Here is a 25012-nt window from a genome sequence, read left to right as displayed (position 1 = left end):
CACAACTTTATCTCAGTGAAATTTTAAATTCTTATGCCTGTGATGCGCTTCACGAAGGGACGGATGTTTTTTTGTGACCCGGCTCGCGGGCGCTCCCGGCCCAGGCTGACCATACTGAGTACAACGCCATTGACGGAGGGAACACTATGCACTGGCCAACTCATACCGTGTTTAATCAGCCGACGCCGCTGCTGAACAGCAACTTATTCTTGTCCGACAGCGCGCTGCGCGAGGCGGTGGCCCGCGAGGGCGCCGCCTGGGATGGCGATCTGCTGGCCAGCATCGGCCAGCAGCTGGGAACGGCAGAGTCGCTGGAGCTGGGGAGGCTGGCGAACGTTAATCCGCCGGAGCTGCTGCGCTATGACGCGACCGGCACGCGGCTTGACGATGTACGCTTTCATCCCGCCTGGCATCTGCTGATGCAGGGGCTGTGCGCTAACCGGGTGCATAATCTCGCCTGGCAGGAGGACGCGCGCGCCGGCGCTTTCGTGGCCCGGGCGGCCCGCTTTATGCTGCATGCGCAGGTGGAGGCGGGGACGCTATGCCCGATAACCATGACGTTCGCCGCCACGCCTCTGCTGCAGCAGTCGCTCCCCGCTCCGTTTAGCGACTGGCTGTCGCCGCTGCTGAGCGATCGCTACGATCCGCATCTGGCGCCGGGCAATCAGAAGCGCGGGCTGCTGATCGGCATGGGGATGACGGAAAAGCAGGGGGGATCGGATGTGCTGAGCAACACCACCCGCGCCGAAAAGAGCGCGGAAGGGTTTTATCGTCTGGTGGGCCACAAGTGGTTTTTCTCGGTACCGCAAAGCGACGCGCACCTGGTGCTGGCGCAGGCGCCCGGCGGGCTCTCCTGCTTCTTTGTGCCGCGCCTTCTGCCGGACGGCCAGCGCAATGCGCTGCACCTCGAAAGGCTCAAAGATAAGCTCGGCAACCGTTCTAACGCCAGCAGCGAGGTGGAGTTCTATGAGGCCAGCGGCTGGCTGGTGGGCGAAGAGGGGGACGGCGTACGGCAAATTCTCAAGATGGGCGGCCTGACCCGCTTCGACTGCGCGCTGGGCAGCCATGCCCTAATGCGTCGCGCCTGGTCGGTCGCCTTCTATCACGCCTTTCAGCGCCAGGCGTTCGGTAAAAGCCTCGTCGATCAGCCGATGATGCGCCAGGTACTGGGCCAGATGGCGCTGCAGCTTGAGGGGCAAACCGCCTTTTTATTCCGCCTGGCGCGCGCGTGGGATAAGCGCGACGATGGGCAGGAGACGCTGTGGGCCCGCCTGTTTACCCCGGCGGCTAAGTTTGCTATCTGCAAATCCGGGATGCCGTTTGTTGCCGAAGCGATGGAGGTGCTGGGCGGTATTGGCTACTGCGAGGAGAGCGAGCTGCCGCGCCTGTACCGGGAGATGCCGGTGAACAGTATCTGGGAAGGATCCGGGAATATTATGTGTCTCGACGTCATGCGGGTGCTGAGCAAGCAGCCGGCGGCGCTGGAGCTGCTGGCGGCGGAGTGTGCGGAAGTTAAAGGGCAGAATCGCCATTTCGATCGCGCATGGCGTCAGCTGCAGCAGCTGCTGAGGCGGCCGGAGGAAGAGCAGGGGCGGGAGATAACCCGGCTGGTATACCGGCTCGGCGCGGGAGCGCAGATGCTGCGCTCCGCCTCGCCGCCGCTGGCCCAGGCCTGGTGTCGCATGATGCTCGACCCGCGCGGCGGCATGCGGCTGGATGCGCAAACGCTGGATGACCTGCTGCTGCGCGGCACCGGACGCGGGCGCCAGGCGCCTCAGGCGTAGAGAATGGCCTGGACCCGCCAGCTATCCGGCTGCTGTTCCTCGTACATCTGGACGATGCGATACCAGGAGGCGCCCTGCTCATCGGCCTTCACGGCGATGACATGCTCGGCGTCCTGCTGGCTGCCGGCAATATTGTTGACGGAAATCAGGCCGATTTCATTCAGGCCAGTGACGCAGTCCGCGCTGGCAAATTCTGCGGACTGTGCTGCAGTATGCGCCGTTGTAGCGTTAAACAGCAGGCTGGGTAGGGTAAATGATCGTTTCATCGTCAGCTCCATTTTGCGTGGCCCGAGGGCAGTCCGTTGCTAACGTCCTGCCAGGTTGACTGGCTGAACGTTATTATGCACAGGAGAACGTGAACGGATGCAAAGCAATGTAAAGCGGGGTTAAAGACGCTGCGCCGTTATTTACGGTACAGAATTGCCTGCGAATACCACTGGCCGGGAACCACGGTGTCATCAATCATTATGATGACGTAGTAATCCGCTTTAGCCGCTTCTGCTTTGAGCTTCAGCGTAGCTTCAACATCCATCGGCGAACCGTACATCAGCACGCTCACCGTCGCCATTTTTTGTAGCCCGCTGGTCTGGTTACGGTGTATCTCTTGCGGATGACTGGTCGCAGGTGGCGGGGCTTCCGGCGTTCCCTGCAGGGCGCTACAGCCGCTCAGAACGATCGCCAGTAGCCACGGTGTAAACCTACGCATAACCATATCTCGTTTCCTGTTAGTCACAGTGTAGTGGTAGCCTGAATGACATTTCCGGGGAATGTTCCCGAATTGTTATCTCTGACGCGATTTTCGAATGAAAATGTTGTGAAAGCGTAACCCAGTTCTCAACATTATAAATCGCGGCGGAACCCACGCCTCGGGCTATATGTTAGCCCATGGTACAGCGCTACTCTAGAGACTGGAGACGATAAATGATTGTACTGGAAGTGCGTAATCTCGCGGGCGGCGAGGTGCTTCATGCCTGTCCGCAAAATGCGTCAGACCGGCCTCTGCCGTGTATCGTTTTTTATCACGGATTCACCTCTTCGAAGCTGGTCTATAGCTATTTTGCCGTGGCGCTGGCGGAAGCGGGATTTCGGGTCATTATGCCCGATGCCCCGGAGCATGGCGCGCGCTACCGCGGTGATGAAAAAGGGCGCATGCAGCGCTTTTGGCCCATTCTGCTGGAGAACTTCACCGAATTCGCCGCGCTGCGCGAGGCGATCGCCGCGCAGGGGTGGATTGCGGATGGCAGGCTGGCGGTCGCCGGCGCATCGATGGGCGGAATGACGGCGCTGGGCATCATGACCCATCATCCGGAGTTGAAAAGCGTCGCCTGCCTGATGGGATCCGGCTATTTCACCAGCCTGGCGCAAAGCCTGTTTCCCTCCCCCTCCCTGGACGCGGCGCGGCTGAGCGAGTGGGACGTCAGCCATCAGCTGGCGACGCTCGCCGACAGGCCGCTGCTGCTTTGGCACGGCGATGAAGACGACGTGGTGCCGCCGGGCGAAACCTTCCGTCTCCAGCAGGCCCTGCAGCAAAGCGGGCTGGCCGAAAACCTGACCTGCGTCTGGCAGCAGGGCGTTCGCCATCGCATTACGCCAGAGGCGCTGGATGAAACGGTCGGGTTCTTTAAGCGTACGCTTTAAGCGCGGCGGCGGGCTGGACCCTTCGTCTCCGTAGCGGAGGCGAAGGGGGACAAGACCTGCGTTTAGCGATAGATTGCGGCGCTGGCGTGGATCGCGCCGTTGCTTTCCGGCTCGTGGATCAGGATCGGCTGGAAGTATTTCGCTCCCTGCGCGTCGCTCAGCTGGTTAAGGGCCTTGTCGGCCTCCTGCTCGGTGGCCATATTGTGGTTGATATAGATAACGCCCAGGCTCTGTACATCGTCCATGTTACGTGCCTGGCGTCCATCGATTTTGATGGCTGCCAGCGCGTTGGCGCTCAACAAAAGCGCAGCCATTACGGCAATGAGGATGTATTTCATAATCAACGCTCCTTATAACTGTCCTGACGTTAACCCGGGCTCCCTTGGGCTATGGATGACTCTTGATATAAGTGTAATCACTCCCTGCCGGGTGCATCGCGACCATTTCTGATGAAGTTGTTCAAAAAAGTGTCGCAGCCGCCGTTGATTAATTTTAAATCACCGACTTAGCGCGGCTTTGCCGTTAGTGCGAATTATTTGCGCAATTCGCTTGTCTTCCTGGGGCGCCGAACGTAGAATGACGCGTCAATTTTTCAGCCGCCCTTTAACCACGTTCCTTGCCTCCATGGGCCGCGGCTGACCCAGACAGGAGGCTGAATAATCCGTAAGGAGCAATTCGATGCGTCATTACGAAATCGTTTTTATGGTCCATCCTGACCAGAGCGAACAGGTTCCGGGTATGATCGAACGTTACACTGGTGCAATCACTGCAGCAGAAGGTACGATCCACCGTCTGGAAGACTGGGGCCGCCGTCAGCTGGCTTACCCGATCAACAAACTGCACAAAGCTCACTACGTTCTGCTGAACGTTGAAGCCCCGCAGGAAGCGATCGATGAGCTGGAAACAAACTTCCGCTTCAACGACGCCGTTATCCGCAGCATGGTAATGCGTACTAAGCACGCTGTTACCGAAGCATCTCCGATGGTTAAAGCGAAAGACGAGCGCCGTGAGCGTCGCGAAGATTTCGCAAACGAAACCACCGATGATTCCGAAGCTGGGGATTCTGAAGAGTAATCCTGATGACCAACCGTCTGGAGCTGTCCGGCACTATCTGCAGGACGCCAATTCGTAAGGTCAGCCCGTCAGGAATTCCACACTGCCAGTTCGTGCTTGAGCATCGTTCAGTGCAGGAGGAAGCCGGTTTTCACCGGCAGGCATGGTGCCAAATGCCCGTTATCATTAGCGGACACCAAAACCAGGCCATTACTCACAGTATAACGGTCGGTAGCGCAGTAATCGTTCGGGGGTTCATCTCTTGCCACAAGGCAAAGAACGGCCTGAGCAAAATGGTTCTGCATGCCGAGCAGATTGAATTGATAGATTCTGGAGACTAGCCAAATGGCACGTTATTTCCGTCGTCGCAAGTTCTGCCGTTTCACCGCGGAAGGCGTTGTAGAGATTGATTACAAAGACATCGCTACGCTGAAAAACTACATTACCGAAAGCGGTAAAATTGTCCCGAGCCGTATCACCGGTACTCGCGCAAAATACCAGCGTCAGCTGGCTCGCTGCATCAAGCGCGCTCGCTACCTGTCCCTGCTGCCATATACCGATCGTCATCAGTAATCGGCCGCTGTCTATTAACGACTTTAAGAGGATAAGGTAATGCAAGTTATTCTGCTTGATAAAGTAGCAAACCTGGGCAGCCTGGGCGATCAGGTTAATGTTAAAGCGGGCTACGCTCGTAACTTCCTGGTTCCACAGGGTAAAGCTGTTCCAGCTACCAAGAAAAACGTTGAATTCTTCGAAGCGCGTCGCGCTGAACTGGAAGCCAAACTGGCTGACGTTCTGGCAGCTGCTAACGCACGTGCTGAAGCAATCAATGCACTGGGCAACGTTACCATCGCGTCTAAATCTGGCGACGAAGGTAAACTGTTCGGTTCCATCGGTACCCGCGACATCGCTGACGCTGTAACTGCAGCTGGCGTTGCCGTCGCTAAGAGCGAAGTTCGTCTGCCGAACGGCGTTCTGCGCACCACCGGTGAGCACGAAGTGGACTTCCAGGTTCACAGCGAAGTATTCGCGAAACTGGTTGTTAACGTTGTAGCTGAGTAATTTTTACTCTGCTCGCGTCGAGACGCCGGCCTTGTGCCGGCGTTTTGCTTTTCTGCATTCCCCCACGGCGCTTTATGCGCGCCGATTACCGCACGCGGATAAAGCTGCCGTTGGCCTGACGGGTAAACAGTACCTGCTGCCCGCCGCCGATATCGATAGTCAGGCCGGTTACCACGCCATTCGCATTCTGCCGGATCTGTACCGTTTGCCCGGTTTGCAGCGTGCTGAGCGGTTTTCCCGAACCTTCGACCTGCGCCATGGCGTAAACGTCGGTTGGCGGCAGGTTATGATCGCGGAACAGCTGGGCGAGGGTTTTCCCCGACTCGATGCGATAGGTACGCCACTGCTGCTCGATTCCCGGCGCAGATTGCTGTTGCTGCTGCTGAGGCTGAGAGTAGGTCTGATTCTGCTGCTCGGCCGGCTGCTCATCCTGAACGGGCTCCGGGGCTACCGGCGCCATCTGGTCGGCGTCGCTTACCGTGGGCGTTGAAGTAATCGGCGGCAGCGGCATCGCCTGCGACGATGACGACTGCGGCTGGGACTGTGACTGCACGTCGAGGCTGGCGTCGCGGCTGACCTGAGCGGACGTGCTGCTGTCCTCGGAGGGAAGCAGTATGCCGATAACCACCAGCAGGGCTCCGGCGATAATGCCCCGACGGTGCATTGGCGGAAGCGGATCCATAATGCGAATGTGATCCGGGGCGTGCCAGATCTTCGCCAGGGTAGGTGTTATTTCAAAGCGCCCGGGCATGGCTTTCCTCCTGCTCCGCATATTTTTATGCTGCTCCGTAGAGTATAGATGGCTAACTTCCTGATGGACGAGACAAAGATATGTTTCGTGAGGCCAGCCTGATATTGCCTATTGTTTCTGTTTCCCTCAGATTTGTCATCATCCAGCGACAAAGTTTTACCCATCGCGCTGTGACTGATATGCTGCCCACCGCTTTATACTCGTCGTCTTTCGGGTTGCCGGCTCGCTTCGCTTATGGCGTTATTTATGCCGCCGGAGTTTAGGAGTCCGCCGCCTTCCCGCAGGCCGAAGTTTATAGCGTATGAATTTTCCACCCAAAAAAGGAACAAAGATGGCAACCCCGACTTTTGACACTATCGAAGCGCAGGCAAGTTACGGTATCGGCTTGCAGGTTGGACAACAGCTGAGCGAATCTGGCCTGCAGGGGCTGCTGCCTGAGGCGCTGGTAGCCGGTATTGCTGATGCGCTGGAAGGCAATCAGCCGCAGGTGCCGGTTGAAGCCGTTCACCGCGCGCTGCGTGAAATTCACGAACGTGCCGATGCGGTACGTCGCGAACGTTTCCAGGAGCTGGCGGCAGATGGCCAGAAATACCTCGATGAAAACCGCGAGCGCGAAGGCGTGAACAGCACCGAATCCGGGCTACAGTTTCGCGTCCTGACCCAGGGCGAAGGCGCTATCCCGGCGCGTACCGACCACGTTCGCGTGCACTACACCGGTAAACTGATCGACGGTACCGTTTTTGACAGCTCCGTTGCGCGCGGCGAACCGGCGGAATTCCCGGTAACCGGCGTGATCGGCGGCTGGATTGAAGCGCTGACCCTGATGCCGGTTGGCTCAAAATGGGAGCTGACTATTCCGCACAACCTGGCCTACGGCGAGCGCGGCGCGGGCGCATCGATTCCTCCGTTCAGCACCCTGATTTTTGAAGTAGAGCTGCTGGATATTATCTAAGCAGTAGTGGCTTCCTCTCCTCAATGGCGGGGAAGCAGTTTAAAAGTAGCGTAAAACGCTTAAGTTTTAATTTTGTTAGAGTTTAATATTGCTTAAATGATTTTTTGGCGTAGTTTTGTGAGCTGTTTCGCGTGAGCGGAGTGATATAACACTCACTTTAAACATAAAATTAACATTATATCTAAATCATAGTATTCATCCTTCCGATTCTTACCTAATATCGATAAGCCCTTTTCCAGGGGTAATGACCAATGACGGGCCAGTAGAGCTCGAACAACACAGACAGGTATAACAGGAAAATATCACATGGTAGATCAGGTTAAAGTAGCCGCTGAAGAGCAGGCTCCAACGGAACAATCGCTGCGGCGAAATCTCACAAACCGGCATATTCAGCTGATTGCCATCGGCGGCGCTATCGGTACCGGGTTATTTATGGGGTCCGGTAAAACCATCAGCCTCGCCGGGCCATCCATCATTTTTGTTTATATGATCATTGGCTTCATGCTGTTTTTCGTCATGCGTGCGATGGGCGAACTGCTGCTGTCGAATCTGGAATATAAATCGTTCAGCGATTTCGCCGCCGATCTTCTGGGGCCGTGGGCCGGATACTTTACCGGCTGGACCTACTGGTTCTGCTGGGTGGTGACCGGGATGGCGGACGTCGTGGCGATTACCGCCTACGCCCAGTTCTGGTTCCCGGACCTCTCCGACTGGGTGGCCTCGCTGGCGGTGATCCTGCTGCTGCTGAGCCTGAATCTTGCCACCGTGAAAATGTTCGGTGAAATGGAGTTCTGGTTTGCGATGGTCAAGATCGTCGCTATCGTGGCGCTGATTGTCGTTGGCCTGGTGATGGTGCTGATGCACTTCAAATCGCCGACCGGCGTGGAAGCCTCTTTTGCTCATCTGTGGAATGACGGCGGCTGGTTCCCGAAAGGGATTAGCGGATTCTTTGCCGGCTTCCAGATTGCGGTCTTCGCCTTTGTCGGGATTGAGCTGGTGGGCACCACCGCTGCGGAAACTAAAGATCCGGAGAAATCCCTGCCGCGCGCGATTAACTCGATCCCGCTGCGTATTATTATGTTCTACGTCTTCGCGCTGATTGTGATTATGTCGGTCACGCCGTGGAGTTCGGTGGTGCCGACTAAGAGCCCGTTCGTTGAACTCTTTGTGCTGGTGGGCCTGCCGGCTGCCGCCAGCCTGATTAACTTTGTGGTGTTGACCTCCGCGGCCTCCTCGGCGAACAGCGGCGTATTCTCCACCAGCCGGATGCTGTTTGGCCTGGCGCAGGATGGCCAGGCGCCGTCGATGTTCGCGAAGCTGTCGAAACGTGCGGTACCGGCGAAGGGCCTGACCTTCTCCTGCATGTGTCTGCTGGGCGGCGTGGTGATGCTGATGGTCAATCCGAGCGTGATCTCCGCGTTCACCATGATTACCACGGTTTCAGCGATCCTGTTTATGTTCGTCTGGACGATTATCCTGTGCTCGTACCTGGTCTATCGCAAACAGCGTCCACAGCTGCACGAGCAGTCCAAATATAAGATGCCGCTGGGCAAGCTGATGTGCTGGGTTTGTATGGCGTTCTTCGTCTTCGTGCTGGTGCTGCTGACCCTGGAGACCGACACGCGGCAGGCGCTGATGGTGACGCCGCTGTGGTTTATTCTGCTGGCGGCCGGCTGGCTCTTTGCCGGTAAGAAGCGTCTGGCGAAATAAAAAATCGCCGGGAGAGATTTTTAACGTTGCTTGCAACGGCCCGTAGGGGGACGGGCAGGACGCCCGTCATAAAAAAGGCCACCCGGAGTGGCCAATAAGACTGACGGTATCGAGGGCGCCCGCGGGCGCCTTTTTTATTTAGTTTCCGGCAAGGGCACGCGGGAACAGGACATTATTTTCCAGGCTGATGTGTTCCATCAGGTCATCGATAAGTTCATTAATGCCGTTGTACATCGCTTTCCAGGTGGTGCAGGCTTCCGGCGGCGGCGTTACGTTATGGGTGACGTGCTTGATCACTTCCAGCAGCTCGCCCGCTTCGTCGTGCTCGCTTTCCATCACGCTGATGGGGCCAGCGGCCTGGGTTCCCATGCCCTGCTTAATCATCGGGAAGAGGATCTGCTCCTCTTTCATCATGTGGCTGGAGAGCTCCTGATGCAGCATGGTCAGGTATTTGGTTAAGCCGTTCGGTACGTTGGGCTTATCGGCATGCACGCGCTCAACCTTGGTGGCCTGCAGAATAAGCTCCGGCAGCTGCTCGCGGTGGCGGTCATGATAGCGCACGATAATATGGTCGATGATCTCCGCGTAGGGCGCGACGCGCCAGTCGCGCTCCGCCGGCTCTTGCGCAAGCTTCATCAGCTCCGCTTCGATGACCGCGACGTCCAGCTCTTTGCGCGATGCCGCGCGATCCAGCGTCTGTTTCCCGCCGCAGCAGTAGTCCATGTCGTATTTACGGAACAGCGCGGAGGCGCGCGGGATCGTCAGCGCCAGCTCGCCTAAAGGTTGGTCACGGAAAGCCATAGCAATTACCTCGTCATCAAGAATATAAGATGCATTTTAAATGCATCTTATTGGCAAGGAAATACCCCTTTCGGATACCAGGCTATTTTTTGTTCACGCTGACCTGCGCCACCAGCCGTGGCTTTTCCGGCCGGGCGCGCACGGCGGAGATAACGCCCACGACCAGCAGCAGGATACCGCTGAGCGTCAGCAGCGGCGGCAGGCTTTGGCGCAGCAGGAAGGTATACAGCAGACCGGCAAGCGTTTCGAAGACGATAAGCGGCCCGAGGATCACCGTCGGCAGCTTCTGGCTGGCTATGTTCCAGCACAAGGCGCCGACCCACGAGCAGAGCACGGCGATGGCCAGCATTAGCGTCACGAAGACCAGCGGACGCGGGCCAAAGGGGAGGGGGAAGCTGACCTGCTGGCCGTGCAGCCACCAGCAGGCGGCGATGTAGCCCGCCAGCGAAAGCGGCAGCGTCACCAGCGCCTGCGCCGTCGCCCACATCATCGGATGCTTATCCGGATTCTCCCGCAGCCAGCGGGCGTTGCGCAGCGCGTACCATGCCCAGCAGGCCACGGAGATCAGCGCCAGCGCGATGCCGGAGGCGTAGCGCCAGAAGCTAAACGCCTCCAGCCCCTGGTGCAGCTCGGCGATATTGACGCACGCCAGGCCGAGCGCAATGCACGCCAGCGCCGGGAATAAGCGCCGCCACGGCAGACTGCCGTCGCGTTGGCTGTACAGCAGGTTAGCCAACACCGGCAGCACCACCGGCAGGGTGCCGATAATCATGGTGGCGACCGGAGCGCCGGTACGCTGGATGGCGCTGGCGAGGCAAACGTAATAGATAAGGTTGCCCATCATGGTCAGCCCGCAGGCCACCCACCAGTCCTGTGCCGAAAGCTGGCGCAGCCTTGCGCGGCCGAGCCACGCCAGCGGCAGGGCGACGAGCCCCAGCGCCAGATAGCGGCCCATGGACTGCAGTACCGCCGGGTATTCCGGCACCACCTGAGGGCCAACAAAAATCAGACCCCACATCAACCCTGCCAGCAGGGCGTACAGCACGCCGCTAATCATCACGCCATCCATCATCGTTATCGTTGGCCAAAGTGTAGGCGAGGCCAGCGGGAGAATATTGTATGAGATTGCGCATTAGCGCCGGATGACCTGCTTTTGATAGCGCACCGGGGTGATCCCGTAGCGGCGGGTAAAGGCGCGGGTCAGGTGCGACTGGTCGGTAAGGCCGGCGGCGGCGGCGACTTCGGCGGCGGGCATCCCGTGCGTCAGGAAGGCCTTGGCGCGCCACAGGCGAATAGCCATCAGCATTTGATGGGGCGTGACGTGGAAATGGGCCTTAAACTGGCGCTGAAAGTGCCAGGGGCTGAGGGCGGCAACCTGCGCCAGCTCATCAAGGGTGACCGCGCGCATGTAGTTGTCATGCAGATACTCGCGCACGCGCTCGAAGCGGTGGGCGGCTTCCGTCAGCACCGGCGCGTGACGGGCAAACGGGCGAAAGGTGTCGATGACGTCGAGCAGCAGGCCCTGCTGGGCCAGCGGATCGTCGGCGTGCCACAGGTCGTATATAAGATGGCAGAGCCGCTGCGAACGCTGCGGATCCTGGCGCACCACTTCGCTGAACCACCAGTGGCGCACGCCGGTGACCTCTTCCAGCATCTGCGGCTCCAGATAGACCATACGGTAGCGCCAGCCCTCGGCGGTTTCCGCCTCACCGGTGTGCAGCTCGTCGGGATTCATGGTGACGATGGAGTTTACCGCGGCAACGTGCTGGCTGCCGCGATAGCGAAAGCGCTCGGCGCCCAGCTCAATCGCGCCAATGCCGAAGGCTTCGTGGGTGTGCGGTTCGAAGGCGTAACGGGAAATGTGGGCATGATACAGCTCAACGCCAGGCACCTGCGCCAGATGGCGAAAGCGCGCGCTGTCTCTCTCATCGCTGAACTGTTCCGGTACGCCCTGCATCTGCTTTCTCCCCATAGGCCATCTTTGATTATCGGAGATGACCTACGGGGATGCTACAAAAATTAACCAGTTTGCAACAGTTACAGGATGCCTTTGACGCTCTCCGCCAGGGAGGTGGTCGGGCGACCAATCAGGCTGCTCAGGGTATGGCTATCGTCAAACAGGCCGCCCTTAGAGGCGCCGATATCGGAGTCAGCGAGCATATCCGCCAGCCCCGCCGGCAGGCCCACGCCCTTCAGCGCCGCGGCGAAGTCGGCTTCGCTAAGGTTCTGATAAACCACGTGCTTACCGCTCTGTTTGCTCAGCTCGGCGGCCAGCGCGCTCAGGGTCCAGGCCTCGTCGCCCGCCAGCTCGTAAACCTTCCCGGCATGGCCCTCTTCGGCGACGACGCGGGCGGCGGCGGCGGCATAGTCGGCGCGGGTCGCGGAGGCAATTTTCCCGTCGCCGGCGGCGCCGATAAAGACGCCGTGTTCCAGCGCCGGCGGCGCGCTGGCGAGATAGTTTTCGGTGTACCAGCCGTTGCGCAGAAGGGTATAGGCGATGCCGGATTCGGCCAGCATCTTCTCGGTTTCCACGTGCTCAACGTGCAGGCCAAGCGGAGATTTATCCGCATGCAGCAGGCTGGTGTAGGCGATAAATTTGACCCCGGCGGCTTTGGCTGCCTGGATGACGTTGCGATGCTGGGCCGCACGCTGGCCCACTTCGCTGGATGAGATCAGCAGCAGCTTATCCACGCCCTGCAGCGCGGCGGTGAACGCCGCCTGGTCGGTGTAATCCGCCTGACGGACGACCAGACCCTGCTGGCTAAGGGATTCGGCCTTCGCCGGGTTGCGGACAATCGCCACAATCTGGCTGGCGGGAACGGTTTTTAACAGCTCTTGCAGAACGTGGTGGCCCAGCTGGCCGGTGGCGCCGGTAATTGCGATCATGGGTCTTCTCCTTCGTGTTTATTGACTGTTGTGGTAAGCTAACACCTTAGCTAACTTTTAGTAAGTACGTACAAAAAGGTAAGTATGAAATGGCGAATCTGACGCTAAGTGAACAGCTGCGCGACGGCAATCTGTTTGCCGAACAGTGCCCGTCGCGCGATGTGTTAAAGCACGTCACCAGCCGCTGGGGCGTGCTCATCCTCGTGGCGCTGCGTGAGGGAACCCACCGCTTCAGCGACCTGCGCCGCAAGATGGGCGGCGTAAGTGAAAAGATGCTGGCCCAGTCGCTGCAGGCGCTGGAGCTGGACGGCTTTATCGACCGGGTGTCGTACCCGGTGGTTCCGCCGCACGTTGAATATAGCCTGACTCCGCTGGGTGAGGAGGTGAGCGAGAAGGTGGCGGCGCTGGCCGACTGGATTGAGCTGAACCTGCCTGCGGTTCTGGCGAACCACGAGCAGGCCGTTGCCTGAGCGGGAAGCTACTTGCTCAAATCCAGCTGATAGATGGCAAAGCCGATATCGTCGGTGGCAACCTGACGCATCGGGTACTGCGCCTGCTCTTTAATAAATGCCGCCGCCTTTTCGGTTGGCGACGTTTCAAAACGGATATCCAGCGGCGTCTTGCTGTGGATTGGGGCCAGACGCCAGTTGTTATCCGCTGCCGGGTGGATCGCCCCCGCCTTTTTCGACTCTGCGCTAATCCACGCCGCCAGCACCGAGCGGTTTTCGTCCGGGGAAGCAAAGGCAATGTGGCTATCGCCGGTACCGGCGAACTTGCCGCCGTAGGCGCGGTAGTTATTCGTCGCGACCAGGAAGGTGGCCGCTGGGTCAATGGGCTTGCCGTTAAAGGTCAGATCCTTAATGCGCTGCGCCTGCGGGTTAATCATCTGGCACTCGCCGTCGTAGCGCGCCGGCTGGCTGACGTCGATCTGGTAGTTCACCCCGTCAATCACGTCGAAGTTATAGGTGCGGAAACCGTCCCAGTTGATCAATGACTGCGGCCTGCTGCTGCTCGTGTCTATCTGATTGAACTGCCCGGCGGAGCACTCCAGCCACTCTTTGACCTCCTTGCCGCTGACCTTCATCACCACCAGGGTGTTCGGATAGAGATACAGATCGGCGGCGTTGCGGAAGGTGAGCTGGCCTTTCTCCACCTCGACGAAGCTGGCGGGATCGTTCTTGCGTCCGCCGACTTTAAACGGCGCGGCGGCGGAGAGGACCGGCAGCTTCGCCAGGTCCGGGTCGCCCTGAATAAAGTGCTCGACGTAGGCCTTCTGCGCCATATTGACCACCTGCACGGTCGGGTCGTCCTGCACCAGCGCAAGGTAGCTGTACATATTGTCGGAGGCGCGGCCGATCGGCTTGCTGACAAATTCGCGCGTCGCGTCGTGGTCGGCTTTGAGCACCGTCACCATGTTGCTATCTTCCGCCGCCAGCGACTTCTTCGCCAGCGGATCGTAGATTGGGCGGGCTTCGGCCTGCGCCCGGGTCACCTGCCAGCGGCCGTTATCGTGGCTGAGGGCCAGATCGACGATGCCTAAATGATCGCCCCACATGCCGGGCATCACGGCCGGAACGCCGTTAAGCGTACCCTGCTTGATATCCGCGCCCTTGATGCCGGCGAAATCTTTCCCCGGGAACACCGCGTGCGCGTGGCCGAACATGATGGCGTCAACGCCGGGAACCTGGCTGAGGTAGTAGACCGAGTTTTCCGCCATCGCCTGATAGGGATCGGCGGAGAGCCCCGAATGGGCGATAACCACCACCAGGTCCGCGCCTTGCTCGCGCATCTGCGGAACGTATTTGCGCGCGGTTGCGGTAATGTCGTTCACGGTCACTTTGCCCGCGAGGTTGGCCTTATCCCAGGTCATGATTTGCGGCGGCACAAAGCCGATATAGCCGATGCGCAGGGTCTGCGTTTTGCCGTCGCTGTCCTCGACTTTGGTCTCCTGAATCAGGTAGGGAGTAAACATCGGCTGGCCGGTTTTTACGTCGATAACGTTGGCGTTGACGTAGGGGAACTTCGCGCCAGAGAGGGCCTTGTGCAGGAAATCGAGGCCGTAGTTGAACTCGTGGTTGCCGAGGTTGCCCACGGCGTAATCCAGGGTGTTCATGGCCTTATAAACCGGGTGAATATCGCCGCTTTTGAGACCTTTCGCCGCCATATAGTCGCCCAGTGGACTACCCTGAATAACGTCGCCGTTATCGACCAGCACGCTGTTTTTCACCTCCTGACGGGCTTTTTCAATCAGCGTGGCGGTGCGCACGAGGCCAAATTTTTCCGTGGCGGCGTCTTTGTAATAATCAAAATCCATCATATTACCGTGCAGGTCGGTGGTTTCCATGATCCGCAAATCGACCGTCGCCGCGTTTACGCTGGCAGCGACCAGCGTGGCCAGGAGCGTTGCGCTAAACTTAATCATCAGAGGCGTCCTTTTTTATGAGCTATGGCACAGAAGAAAATGTATTTACATTATGTTGCTTACAGAATTGTGAATCATGCCAGAAAAGCGACAATTGAAACCGCCATCGCTATCACAGATAGCGCAACTCGCAGCGATGCGATATAAATAAAACAACGAGTTAACGCCACTGCAACCAGATGAGGTGGAGAATGTTAGAACAAGTATGTCAGCTTGCACGGATCGCGGGCGATGCCATTATGGAAGTCTATGATGGAAATCAGCCGATGGACGTCGCCAGCAAGAAGGACGATTCTCCGGTCACCGCGGCGGATATTGCCGCGCATAAAGTCATTATGAGCGGCCTGCTGGCCCTGACCCCCGATATCCCAATCCTGTCTGAAGAAGACCCTCAGGAGTGGCAGGTGCGCCAGCGCTGGCAGCGCTACTGGCTGGTGGACCCGCTGGACGGCACCAAAGAGTTTATCAAGCGCAACGGTGAGTTTACGGTCAATATCGCCTTGATTGAAAACGGTAAACCGGTGCTTGGCGTGGTCTATGCGCCGGTGATGAAGGTGCTGTACTGCGCGGAGAACGGTAAGGCCTGGAAAGAGGAGTGCGGCAGGCGTAAGCAAATTCAGGTCCGCGACGCCCGGCCTCCGCTGGTGGTCATCAGCCGCTCCCACGGCAACGATCCTGAGCTCGAGGAGTACCTTGAGCAGCTTGGCGAACACCAAACCACCTCGATCGGCTCGTCGCTGAAGTTCTGCCTGGTGGCGGAAGGTCAGGCCCAGCTCTATCCGCGTTTCGGGCCGACCAATAGCTGGGATACCGCCGCCGGCCATGCGGTCGCGGTTGCCGCCGGGGCGCACGTTCACGACTGGCAGGGAAGAACCCTCGACTACACGCCGCGTGAATCCTTCCTCAACCCCGGCTTCCGGGTCTCTATTTACTGAGCAGCTTGTGCAGCAGGGCGATAACCTGCTGCACTTCATCCTGGGTCAGCGCGCCGTCTTTGACCCACTGAACTTGCCCGTCCTTATCCAGCACCACGATGGCCGAGCTCTTCTCCTGCAGCTGCCACGCCTTACGCGCCTGACCGTTATCGTCGACAATAAACTGCGACCACGGGTAGAGCTGCTTGTTGCTCTCAATGCTGCTGCGCACGAACATCCCTGAGCCCGGGATCGCGTCATCGGTATTGACGATAGTGGTGGTCTGATAGCGATCGTGCGGCAGCTTCGCGGCCTTAATCGCTTCTATCAGCGTGGCGTTTTTCTCTTTTGCCGCCGTGCGTCCGGCGATGTGCTGTATCACGCGCACTTTTCCTGCCAGCTGTGAGCTATTCCAGTTTTTATAGCTAAACTTATCGTTATCCAGGATGAGTTCTCCCCGGTCGGCGATGCCAACCGGCGCGACGCGCTGACCCTCGACAAAATTATGCGCCGAGGCGATCAGCGGAAGCAGAAGGAGGGAGGCCGCCAGAATTCTACGTAGGGTCATGATGTTTCCTTATTAGATGCAGGTGATCCGACCACTTGGTCTGGCTTAAGCATAAGTGCGATTTAACGGCATGACACGCAATCAGAGTGCCAGATTGCGTGTTAACGCACATATTCGAAGAAAATCGGTGACTTATACTCACTTCTACGTGCGTATGAAAAGAAAATTCTTATTTAATGTCATCAAAAGGTAAATAAACTTATGCATGCTGGGTATTACAGAAGTTCTGGACTATAGTTTCAGGGCATTAAAATTTGCGCTCTTGATTCGTGGGCTAAGTGTGGCACCACAGGAGCGTAACCCTGGCAGGAGACAACAATGAAAATTTTCCAACGCTACAATCCACTACAAGTGGCGAAGTACGTGAAGATCCTGTTCCGTGGACGGTTATATATCAAGGATGTTGGCGCTTTTGAGTTTGATAAGGGCAAAATCCTTATCCCGAAGGTAAAGGACAAGCAGCATTTTTCTGTGATGTCCGAGGTCAATCGTCAGGTTCTGCGTCTGCAAACGGAGACGGCTTAATCTGAAAAGTGGTATAGCTGTACGGTAAAAAAACGGCTCCTGATGGGAGCCGTTAGTGTTTCTGAAGGCGACGATTACGCCGACTCTTTTTCGCTTACCACCGTTTCCGACTGCTTCGGTACCATCACCGTCGGTTTATTGTCGATGCGCGTGACCAGCAGCTGGTCGATGCGGTAGTTATCGATGTCCACCACCTCAAACTTATAGCCTGAGAACTTCACCGCGTCGGTGCGTTTCGGAATTTTGCGCAGCATAAACATCATAAAGCCGCCGATGGTTTCATAGTTGCCGGACTGCGGGAAATCGTCGATATCGAGCACGCGCATCACGTCATCGATTGGCGTACCGCCGTCAATCAGCCATGAGTTCTCGTCGCGGGCGACGATCTGCTCCTCCAGCCCCTGGCCGACCAGGTCGCCCATCAGGGTGGTCATGACGTCGTTCAGGGTAATAATCCCCACCACCAGCGCATATTCGTTCATGATCACCGCGAAGTCTTCGCCGGCGGTTTTAAAGCTCTCCAGCGCTTCTGACAGCGTCAGGGTATCAGGGACAATCAGCGTATTGCGGATCTGCACGCCGCCGGTCAGCACCAGGCTTTGGTTAGCCAGCACGCGGTTCAGCAGATCCTTGGAGTCCACGTAGCCGATGATATGGTCGATATCCTCGTTACAGACCAGAAATTTGGAGTGCGGATGCTCCGCAACCTTGTTCTTAAGGCTCTGCTCATCTTCGTGGAGATCGAACCAGATAACGTTTTCACGCGAGGTCATCGACGACGGAACGGTACGTGATTCCAGCTCGAACACGTTCTCAATCAGCTCATGCTCCTGCTTACGCAGCACGCCGGCCAGCGCTCCGGCCTCGACGACCGCGTAAATATCATCGGAGGTGATGTCGTCTTTACGCACCATCGGTAATTTGAACAGCCGGAAAATATTGTTGGCCATGCCGTTGAACAGCCACACCAGCGGGCGGAACACCATCAGGCAGAAGCGCATCGGGTTGATGATGCGCAAAGCCACGGCTTCTGGCGCAATCATACCGATGCGTTTCGGGGTCAGGTCAGCAAACAGGATGAACAGGCTGGTGACCAGAGTAAAAGAGATAATAAAGCTGAGCTGCTCGGAGAGCTCCGGCGACATATAGCGGCTTAGCAGGCTATTGAAAGCCGGGGAAAATGCGGCATCGCCGACGATACCGCCGAGAATCGCCACCGCGTTGAGGCCGATTTGCACGACGGTGAAGAACATCCCGGGGTTTTCCTGCATTTTGAGAACGCGCTGAGCGTTCACGTGACCATCATCGGCCAGCAGTTTGAGCTTGATTTTACGTGAAGCGGCCAGCGAGATTTCTGATATCGAAAAAAATGCGCTGACGGCAATCAGACAAAGTATTACTAAAATACTGTTTAACATAGTTTATCCAGCCGTTGAGGCCAGATCCTCGGAAGGGAAGTTGATAACGCTAATGTGGAATACATAAAAAACCGGTCCGAAGGCACTGGACCGGCTACAACACAGCGTAGTATAGCGTAAGGCACTGTAAAGCCGCCAGAGCGTTAATTGTACGCTCCGGTAATATTCACTATTACGCCTGCGGCGGCAGGCATACGCCGATCCCGCCGATCCCGCAGTATCCGTACGGATTTTTATGCAGATACTGCTGGTGGTCGTCTTCAGCATAGTAGAACGGCTTCGCCGTGGCTATCTCAGTGGTGATTTGCCGCGGGTCGTTGGCGTCGCGCATCGCCGTCTGAAAACGCGCCAGGCTGGCTTTAGCGGCCGCATCCTGCTCCGGGGTCAGCGGGTAGATGGCCGAACGGTACTGGGTGCCGTGGTCGTTGCCCTGCTGCATTCCCTGAGCCGGGTCATGGTTTTCCCAGAATACCTGCAGCAGCTGCTCATAGCTGACGACCTGCGGGTCATACACGATGCGTACGGCTTCGGCGTGGCCGGTGTCGCCGGAGCACACTTCGCGGTAGGTTGGGTTAGGGGTGTAGCCGCCGGTATAGCCCGCAGCGGTGCTGTAAACGCCGGGCAGCTGCCAGAACAGGCGCTCAACTCCCCAAAAGCAGCCCATTGCCAGCAGCGCAACTTCCATTCCCGCAGGAACGTTAGTCATGGAGTGGCCATTGACGGCGTGGAGCGTTGCCACCGGCATGGGGGTGTTGCGTCCGGGGAGCGCATCCGCCTGGGCGACAAGATGCGTTTTATCAAATAGACTCACGGTTGGCCTCTCTAAAACATAAGTCGTAGTTAAGGTTGTAACGATGCGTGTCTTTTTACACAATAAACACGATCGCTACGTCTGGATTAAACATAAGAATTATTTGGGTTATCGTCATTTTTTCAACCCTTAGCTGTTAGGGTTTTGTTAAGCCGGGGATCGGCGCTTTCGTTTCCTGCGGGGGGAAACAAGGATATTCAGGAGAAAACGTGCTACAAATCCGCCAGTTATGTGTCACCAGCCTTTTGCTGGTCAGCGGGGTCGCTAGCGCCGCGAGCGTGCGTTTGCAGGTTGAGGGGCTATCCGGGGAGCTGCAAAGAAACGTCCGTGCCCAGCTGTCGACGATCCAAAGTGATGAAGTCACGCCGGATCGACGCTTTCGCGCGCGCGTTGATGATGCCATCCGTGAAGGCCTGAAAGCGCTGGGTTACTACGAACCGACGATCGATTTTGATTTACGTCCGCCGCCGGCAAAAGGGCGGCAGGTGCTCATTGCCAAAGTGACGCCCGGCGAACCGGTGCGTATCGGCGGCACCGACGTCATTCTGCGCGGCGGTGCGCGCACCGACCGCGACTATCTGAATTTGTTAAAAACGCGTCCGGCCATCGGCACCGTGCTGAATCACGGCGATTACGACGGTTTTAAAAGCTCCTTGACCCGCGTAGCGCTGCGCAAAGGCTACTTTGATAGTGAATTCAATAAAAGCCAGCTCGGGGTCTCTCTCGATCGCCATCAGGCCTTCTGGGATATCGATTACAACAGCGGCGAGCGCTATCGCTTCGGCGCCGTGACCTTCAGCGGGTCGCAGATCCGCGACGAGTACCTGCAAAATCTGGTGCCGTTTAAGCAGGGGGACGAGTACACCTCCGAGAATCTGGCGGAGCTAAACCGCCGCCTGGCGGCCACCGGCTGGTTCAGCTCGGTGGTGGTCGCGCCGGAGTTTGAGAAATCGAGAAAAACGAAAGTTCTGCCCCTGAAGGGCGTCGTCTCTCCGCGCAAAGAGAATACCGTCGAAACCGGTATCGGCTATTCGACCGACGTCGGGCCGCGGGTGAAGGCGACGTGGAAAAAGCCGTGGATCAACTCCTATGGCCACAGCCTGACCTCCAGCGTCAGCCTCTCCGCGCCGGAGCAGCAGTTTGATTTCAGCTATAAGGTCCCGCTGCTGAAGAGCCCGCTGGAGCAGTATTACCTGATGCAGGGCGGCTTTAAGCGTACGGATCTCAACGATACCAAAGCCGACTCCACTACCCTCGCGGCGTCGCGCTACTGGGAGATGTCGAGCGGCTGGCAGCGCGCGATCAACCTGCGCTGGAGCCTCGATCACTTTACCCAGGCTAACGTCACCAATACCACCATGCTGATTTATCCCGGGGTTTCGGTTAACCGCACCCGCTCGCGGGGCGGCCTGATGCCGACCTGGGGCGACTCTCAGCGCTATTCGGTCGATTACTCCAACACCATTTGGGGCTCGGACATTAACTTCGTCGTCGCCCAGGCGCAGGATGTGTGGATCCGAACTCTTTACGATCGCCACCGCTTTGTGGTGCGCGGTAACCTCGGCTGGATTGAGGCCGACAATTTCGACAAAGTCCCGCCGGATCTGCGCTTCTTCGCCGGGGGCGACCGCAGCATTCGCGGCTATAAATACAAATCGATCTCGCCAAAAGACGATGACGGCAAGCTGATCGGTGCCTCGAAGCTGGCCACCGGCTCGCTGGAGTACCAGTACAACGTCAGCGGCAAGTGGTGGGGCGCGATGTTTGTCGACGGCGGTGAAGCGGTAAGCGATATCCGCAAAAGCGACTTCAAAACCGGCGCCGGCGTTGGCGTTCGCTGGCAGTCGCCGGTCGGTCCTATCAAGCTGGATATCGCCGCGCCGGTCGGCGACAAAGACGAACACGGTTTACAGTTTTACATCGGTCTGGGGCCTGAATTATGAGTTTATGGAAGAAGATAAGCCTCGGGGTCGTGCTCTTTCTGCTCCTGCTGCTGGGCACGGTTGGCTTCCTGGTCGGCACCACCAGCGGCCTGCATCTGGTGCTGAAGGCGGCGGACCGCTGGGTGCCGGGTCTGGAGATCGGCAAGGTTACCGGCGGCTGGCGTGACCTGACGCTGGAGAACGTGCATTTTGCCCAACCGGGCGTGGCGGTGACCGCCGGTCAGTTCCATCTTGCGGTGAAGCTACGCTGCCTGTGGGACAGCAGCCTGTGCGTCAACGACATTTCGCTACGCGATATCTACGTCGCTATCGATACCTCAAAAATGCCGCCTTCCGCGCCGCCGGAAGAAGAGGATTCAGGGCCGCTGAATCTCTCAACGCCGTATCCCATCACCCTGAGCCGCGTCGCGCTGCAAAACGTTAACGTCAAAATCGATGATACCGCCGTCTCGGTGCGCGACTTCTCCACCGGCCTGCGCTGGCAGGAGAAAAACCTGACCCTGACGCCGACGTCGCTGCAGGGGCTGCTTATCGCGCTGCCGAAAGTCGCCAAAGTGGCGCAGGAGCAGGTTGTTGAACCGAAGATAGAGCATCCGCAGCCGGAGGAAAAACCGCTCGGCGAAACGATGAAGGCGCTCTTTGCAAAGCCGTTGCTGCCGGAAATGGCCGACGTCCACCTGCCGCTCAACCTCAATATCGAAGAGTTCCGCGGCGAGCAGCTGCGGCTCACCGGCGATACAGATATGACCATCTACAGCCTGCTGCTGAAGGTCAGCAGCATTGACGGGCAGATGAAGCTCGACGCGCTGGACGTCGATTCCGATCAGGGCAAGGTCAGCGCCGCGGGCAGCGCGCAGCTGCAGGATAGCTGGCCGGTTGATATCACCCTTAACGGTACGCTGAATATTGACCCGCTCAAGGGCGAGAAGGTGCAGCTGAAGGTCGGCGGCGAGATGCGTAAAAAGCTGACGGTCGGCGTTGATTTAGCCGGCCCGGTGGCGATGACGCTGCGCGCCGATGCGCAGCTGGCTGAAGCCGGGCTGCCGCTCAATATGGAGCTGAAAAGCAAGCAGCTCTACTGGCCGTTCAGCGGGGAAAAGCAGTTCCAGGCTGACGATCTGCTGCTGAAATTCAGCGGCAAGATGACCGACTACGCCCTGGCGCTGAGCACCGCGGTGAAGGGGCAATCTCTGCCGCCGGCGAAAATCAGCCTCAATGCTAAGGGCAACGAGCAGCAGGTGAATATTGATAAGCTGACCGTCGCCGCGCTGGAGGGGAAAACCGAGCTGAAGGCGCTGCTCGACTGGCAGCAGGCGATCAGCTGGCGCGGCGAGCTGACCCTTGACGGCATCAATACGGCCAAAGAGGTGCCGGACTGGCCCTCGAAGCTCAACGGCCTGATCAAAACCCAGGGTAGCCTGTACGGCGGCAGCTGGCAGATGTCGGTACCGGAGCTGAAAATCACCGGTAACGTGAAGCAGAACAAGGTTGATGTCAGCGGTTCCCTGCAGGGCAATAGCTATATGCAGTGGAAAATCCCCGGCCTGCATCTGGCGCTAGGCCCCAACAGCGCCGACGTCAAAGGCGAGCTGGGGGTTAAGGATCTGAATCTCGACGCCACCATTGATGCGCCGCATCTCGACAACGCGCTGCCGGGCCTCGGCGGGACGGCGAAAGGGCTGGTGAAAGTGCGCGGCACCGTGGAGGCGCCGCAGCTGCTGGCGGATATCAGCGCCCGCGCCCTGCGCTGGCAGGAGCTGTCGATCGCCCAGGTTAACGTCAAGGGCGACGTTAAATCCAGCGATCAGATTGCCGGCAATCTCGATGTGCGTATCGACCGCATCAGCCAGCCGGGCGTCAATATCAGCCTGGTGCAGCTCAATGCGAAGGGCAACGAGAAGCAGCATGATCTGCAGCTCAAAGTGCAGGGCGACCCGGTTTCCGGTCAGCTGGCGCTGGCGGGGAGCTTTGACCGCAAAGAGGAGCGCTGGAGGGGAAAGCTGAGCAATACCCGCTTCCAGACGCCGGTGGGCCCGGTTTCGCTGACGCGCAATATCGCGCTGGACTACCGCAACCGCGAGCAGAAAATTAACATTGGGCCGCACTGCTGGGTCAACCCGAACGCCGAGCTCTGCGTGCCGCAGGCGATCGATGCGGGCGCGAGCGGCCGGGCGGTTGTCAACCTCAACCGTTTCGACCTGGCGATGCTGAAGCCGTTTATGCCGGAGGCCACCCAGGCCAGCGGCGTGTTTAGCGGCAACGCCGACGTCAGCTGGGACACCACCAAAGAGGGGCTGCCGCAGGGCAAGGTAACGCTGAACGGGCGCAACGTGAAGGTGACCCAGACGGTCAACGATGCGCCGCTGCCGGTGGCTTTCGATACCCTGAACCTCACCGCCGATCTGCACAACAACCGCGCGCAGCTCGGCTGGCTGATCCGCCTGACCAATAACGGCCAGCTTGATGGCCAGGTACAGGTCACCGACCCGCAGGGCCGGCGCAATCTCGGCGGTAATATCAACATCAATAACTTCTCGCTGGCGATGATTAATCCGATCTTCTCCCGCGGGGAGAAGGCGGAAGGCCGGCTCAACGCCAACCTGCGCCTCGGCGGCGATGTGCAAAATCCGCAGCTTTTTGGCCAGATGCAGCTCAACGGCGTCGACATTGACGGTAACTTTATGCCGTTCGATATGCAGCCGAGCCAGCTGGCCATGAACTTCAACGGCACCCGCTCGACGCTGCAGGGAACGGTGAATACGAGCCAGGGCCAGATTAGCCTTAACGGCAACGCCGACTGGACCCAGATAGACAACTGGCGCGCGCAGATCGCGGCGAAGGGCAGCAGGGTGCGGATCACGGTGCCGCCGATGGTGCGGCTGGACGTTTCGCCGGACGTGGTCTTTACCGCGACCCCGAGCCTGTTTAATCTTGACGGTAGCGTCGATGTTCCGTGGGCGCGTATTGTGGTTAACGACGTGCCGGAGAGCGCGGTCGGCGTCTCTTCCGATGAGGTGATGCTGAACGACTCCCTGCAGCCGATTAAGCCGCAGAGCGCCGGTATCCCGATCAACAGCAACCTGACTATCCACGTCGGTAACAACGTTCGCCTCAGCGCGTTTGGCCTGAAGGCGCGCCTGACCGGCGATTTAAAAGTGGCTCAGGATAGACAAGGTCTGGGCCTCAACGGGCAGATTAATATTCCTGAAGGGCGCTTCCACGCCTACGGTCAGGATCTGATCGTGCGTAAAGGCGAGCTGCTGTTCTCCGGTCCGCCGGATCAGCCTTCACTGAATATCGAAGCCATTCGCAACCCGGATGCCACAGAAGACGACGTGATTGCCGGCGTTCGCGTCACCGGCTCCGCCGACCAGCCGAAGGCGGAGATCTTCTCCGATCCGGTCATGTCGCAGCAGGAAGCGCTTTCTTATCTGCTGCGTGGCCAGGGATTGAGCAGCGGGCAGAGCGATAGCGCCGCAATGACGTCAATGCTTATTGGCCTGGGGGTTGCACAAAGTGGTCAGGTTGTGGGTAAAATCGGCGAGACGTTTGGCGTAAGCAATCTGGCGCTGGATACCGAGGGGGTAGGCGACTCTTCCCAGGTGGTAGTCAGCGGTTATGTGCTGCCGGGTCTGCAGGTAAAATACGGGGTCGGTATCTTCGACTCCCTGGCGACGCTGACATTACGTTATCGCCTGATGCCTAAGCTATATATGGAAGCGGTGTCTGGCGTAGACCAGGCTCTCGATTTGCTCTATCAGTTTGAGTTTTAGC

Annotated in this window: 25 protein-coding genes; 13 read left to right on the top strand and 12 right to left on the bottom strand. The window is 58.3% G+C overall.

Translation table 11 applies throughout. The features are described 5' to 3' along the window. The first annotated feature begins 146 nt into the window (after positions 1-146). Complete coding sequence (locus tag AC1M2H_RS24795) at positions 147-1784, top strand: isovaleryl-CoA dehydrogenase (protein WP_480149464.1); 1638 nt, start codon at positions 147-149, stop codon at positions 1782-1784. On the opposite strand, the gene yjfN is transcribed toward AC1M2H_RS24795, so the two are convergent. Together yjfN and bsmA are read right to left on the bottom strand one after the other, a co-directional pair. Further along, a complete protein-coding gene (gene yjfN, locus AC1M2H_RS24790; protein ID WP_480149463.1) occupies positions 1775-2050 on the bottom strand; it encodes a DUF1471 family protease activator YjfN in 276 nt (91 codons plus the stop codon). The two genes, AC1M2H_RS24795 and yjfN, sit on opposite strands and share 10 nt — an antisense overlap. Positions 2051-2187: 137 nt before the next feature. After that, entirely contained in the window at positions 2188-2496 is a 309-nt protein-coding gene (gene bsmA / locus AC1M2H_RS24785) for a biofilm peroxide resistance protein BsmA (RefSeq protein ID WP_480149462.1), read from the bottom strand. 209 nt (positions 2497-2705) lie between these two features. On the opposite strand from bsmA, the gene yjfP reads away from it, so the two are divergent. Beyond that, positions 2706-3422, top strand: coding sequence for an esterase (yjfP, locus tag AC1M2H_RS24780; RefSeq protein ID WP_480149461.1), 717 nt, complete (start codon positions 2706-2708; stop codon positions 3420-3422). A gap of 62 nt (positions 3423-3484) precedes the next feature. Here the strand turns inward: yjfP and AC1M2H_RS24775 are convergent, their stop codons facing one another. Then, the gene (locus AC1M2H_RS24775) at positions 3485-3760 is read right to left on the bottom strand and encodes a YdgH/BhsA/McbA family protein (RefSeq protein WP_095104384.1); all 276 of its coding nucleotides are present in this window, start codon (positions 3758-3760) and stop codon (positions 3485-3487) included. Positions 3761-4100: 340 nt separating this feature from the next. Here AC1M2H_RS24775 and rpsF point away from each other — a divergent pair, with 340 nt between their 5' ends. Genes rpsF through rplI form a run of 4 tightly spaced genes read left to right on the top strand, consistent with a single transcriptional unit; the run spans position 4101 to position 5537 of the window. Continuing rightward, positions 4101-4496, top strand: coding sequence for a 30S ribosomal protein S6 (gene rpsF, locus AC1M2H_RS24770; protein WP_095104382.1), 396 nt, complete (start codon positions 4101-4103; stop codon positions 4494-4496). A gap of 5 nt (positions 4497-4501) precedes the next feature. Further along, complete coding sequence (gene priB, locus AC1M2H_RS24765; protein WP_095104380.1) at positions 4502-4816, top strand: primosomal replication protein N; 315 nt, start codon at positions 4502-4504, stop codon at positions 4814-4816. Positions 4817-4820: 4 nt separating this feature from the next. After that, complete coding sequence (gene rpsR, locus AC1M2H_RS24760) at positions 4821-5048, top strand: 30S ribosomal protein S18 (RefSeq protein ID WP_002210155.1); 228 nt, start codon at positions 4821-4823, stop codon at positions 5046-5048. Positions 5049-5087: 39 nt separating this feature from the next. Beyond that, the gene (gene rplI, locus AC1M2H_RS24755; protein WP_041143727.1) at positions 5088-5537 is read left to right on the top strand and encodes a 50S ribosomal protein L9; all 450 of its coding nucleotides are present in this window, start codon (positions 5088-5090) and stop codon (positions 5535-5537) included. An 85-nt stretch (positions 5538-5622) separates the two neighbouring features. Here the strand turns inward: rplI and AC1M2H_RS24750 are convergent, their stop codons facing one another. Next, complete coding sequence (locus AC1M2H_RS24750) at positions 5623-6288, bottom strand: LysM-like peptidoglycan-binding domain-containing protein (RefSeq protein WP_480149460.1); 666 nt, start codon at positions 6286-6288, stop codon at positions 5623-5625. A 331-nt stretch (positions 6289-6619) separates the two neighbouring features. On the opposite strand from AC1M2H_RS24750, the gene bamJ reads away from it, so the two are divergent. Both bamJ and cycA read left to right on the top strand, forming a co-directional pair. Then, complete coding sequence (gene bamJ / locus AC1M2H_RS24745; RefSeq protein WP_041143729.1) at positions 6620-7240, top strand: BamJ family beta-barrel-assembly machinery protein; 621 nt, start codon at positions 6620-6622, stop codon at positions 7238-7240. A gap of 306 nt (positions 7241-7546) precedes the next feature. Next, a complete protein-coding gene (gene cycA, locus AC1M2H_RS24740) occupies positions 7547-8950 on the top strand; it encodes a D-serine/D-alanine/glycine transporter (RefSeq protein WP_480149459.1) in 1404 nt (467 codons plus the stop codon). A gap of 138 nt (positions 8951-9088) precedes the next feature. Here cycA and ytfE read toward each other — a convergent pair whose 3' ends face one another. From ytfE to AC1M2H_RS24720, 4 genes are all read right to left on the bottom strand, one after another. After that, a complete protein-coding gene (gene ytfE, locus AC1M2H_RS24735) occupies positions 9089-9751 on the bottom strand; it encodes an iron-sulfur cluster repair protein YtfE (RefSeq protein ID WP_480149458.1) in 663 nt (220 codons plus the stop codon). An 82-nt stretch (positions 9752-9833) separates the two neighbouring features. Next, entirely contained in the window at positions 9834-10808 is a 975-nt protein-coding gene (locus tag AC1M2H_RS24730; RefSeq protein WP_480152029.1) for a DMT family transporter, read from the bottom strand. Between the two features lie 75 nt (positions 10809-10883). Next, complete coding sequence (locus tag AC1M2H_RS24725; protein ID WP_480149457.1) at positions 10884-11708, bottom strand: AraC family transcriptional regulator; 825 nt, start codon at positions 11706-11708, stop codon at positions 10884-10886. Positions 11709-11788: 80 nt separating this feature from the next. Further along, on the bottom strand, positions 11789-12637 hold the full coding sequence (locus tag AC1M2H_RS24720) for an SDR family oxidoreductase (RefSeq protein ID WP_480149456.1): 849 nt from the start codon (positions 12635-12637) through the stop codon (positions 11789-11791). 89 nt (positions 12638-12726) lie between these two features. On the opposite strand from AC1M2H_RS24720, the gene AC1M2H_RS24715 reads away from it, so the two are divergent. Next, a complete protein-coding gene (locus AC1M2H_RS24715) occupies positions 12727-13107 on the top strand; it encodes a winged helix-turn-helix transcriptional regulator (protein WP_480149455.1) in 381 nt (126 codons plus the stop codon). Positions 13108-13115: 8 nt separating this feature from the next. Here the strand turns inward: AC1M2H_RS24715 and AC1M2H_RS24710 are convergent, their stop codons facing one another. Then, positions 13116-15059 (bottom strand): bifunctional 2',3'-cyclic-nucleotide 2'-phosphodiesterase/3'-nucleotidase, encoded by a 1944-nt coding sequence (locus tag AC1M2H_RS24710; protein ID WP_480149454.1) that lies wholly within the window; start codon positions 15057-15059, stop codon positions 13116-13118. Between the two features lie 191 nt (positions 15060-15250). Between AC1M2H_RS24710 and cysQ the strand changes: the two genes are divergently transcribed. Further along, entirely contained in the window at positions 15251-15994 is a 744-nt protein-coding gene (cysQ, locus tag AC1M2H_RS24705) for a 3'(2'),5'-bisphosphate nucleotidase CysQ (RefSeq protein ID WP_480149453.1), read from the top strand. On the opposite strand, the gene AC1M2H_RS24700 is transcribed toward cysQ, so the two are convergent. Then, positions 15984-16541 (bottom strand): YtfJ family protein, encoded by a 558-nt coding sequence (locus tag AC1M2H_RS24700; RefSeq protein WP_480149452.1) that lies wholly within the window; start codon positions 16539-16541, stop codon positions 15984-15986. The genes cysQ and AC1M2H_RS24700 overlap by 11 nt on opposite strands. Positions 16542-16859: 318 nt before the next feature. Between AC1M2H_RS24700 and AC1M2H_RS24695 the strand changes: the two genes are divergently transcribed. After that, on the top strand, positions 16860-17066 hold the full coding sequence (locus AC1M2H_RS24695) for a DUF1107 domain-containing protein (RefSeq protein WP_480149451.1): 207 nt from the start codon (positions 16860-16862) through the stop codon (positions 17064-17066). A 74-nt stretch (positions 17067-17140) separates the two neighbouring features. On the opposite strand, the gene paeA is transcribed toward AC1M2H_RS24695, so the two are convergent. Together paeA and msrA are read right to left on the bottom strand one after the other, a co-directional pair. Continuing rightward, positions 17141-18484 carry a polyamine export protein PaeA gene (gene paeA / locus AC1M2H_RS24690; protein ID WP_480149450.1) on the bottom strand — a complete coding sequence of 448 codons (1344 nt, stop codon included), beginning with the start codon at positions 18482-18484 and terminating at the stop codon, positions 17141-17143. A 172-nt stretch (positions 18485-18656) separates the two neighbouring features. After that, entirely contained in the window at positions 18657-19295 is a 639-nt protein-coding gene (gene msrA, locus AC1M2H_RS24685) for a peptide-methionine (S)-S-oxide reductase MsrA (RefSeq protein ID WP_480149449.1), read from the bottom strand. A gap of 209 nt (positions 19296-19504) precedes the next feature. Between msrA and tamA the strand changes: the two genes are divergently transcribed. Further along, positions 19505-21238: an autotransporter assembly complex protein TamA gene (gene tamA / locus AC1M2H_RS24680; RefSeq protein WP_480149448.1), complete on the top strand. Its 1734-nt coding sequence runs from the start codon at positions 19505-19507 to the stop codon at positions 21236-21238. Beyond that, a complete protein-coding gene (gene tamB, locus AC1M2H_RS24675; RefSeq protein ID WP_480149447.1) occupies positions 21235-25011 on the top strand; it encodes an autotransporter assembly complex protein TamB in 3777 nt (1258 codons plus the stop codon). Before tamA ends, tamB begins: the two co-directional genes overlap by 4 nt. The last annotated feature ends 1 nt before the right edge of the window (position 25012 follow it).

It is taken from the genome of Klebsiella sp. F11 (genome assembly GCF_056712265.1).
Note: the sequence above shows the minus strand (reverse complement) of the source record. Positions and strands in the feature narration are given on the sequence as shown.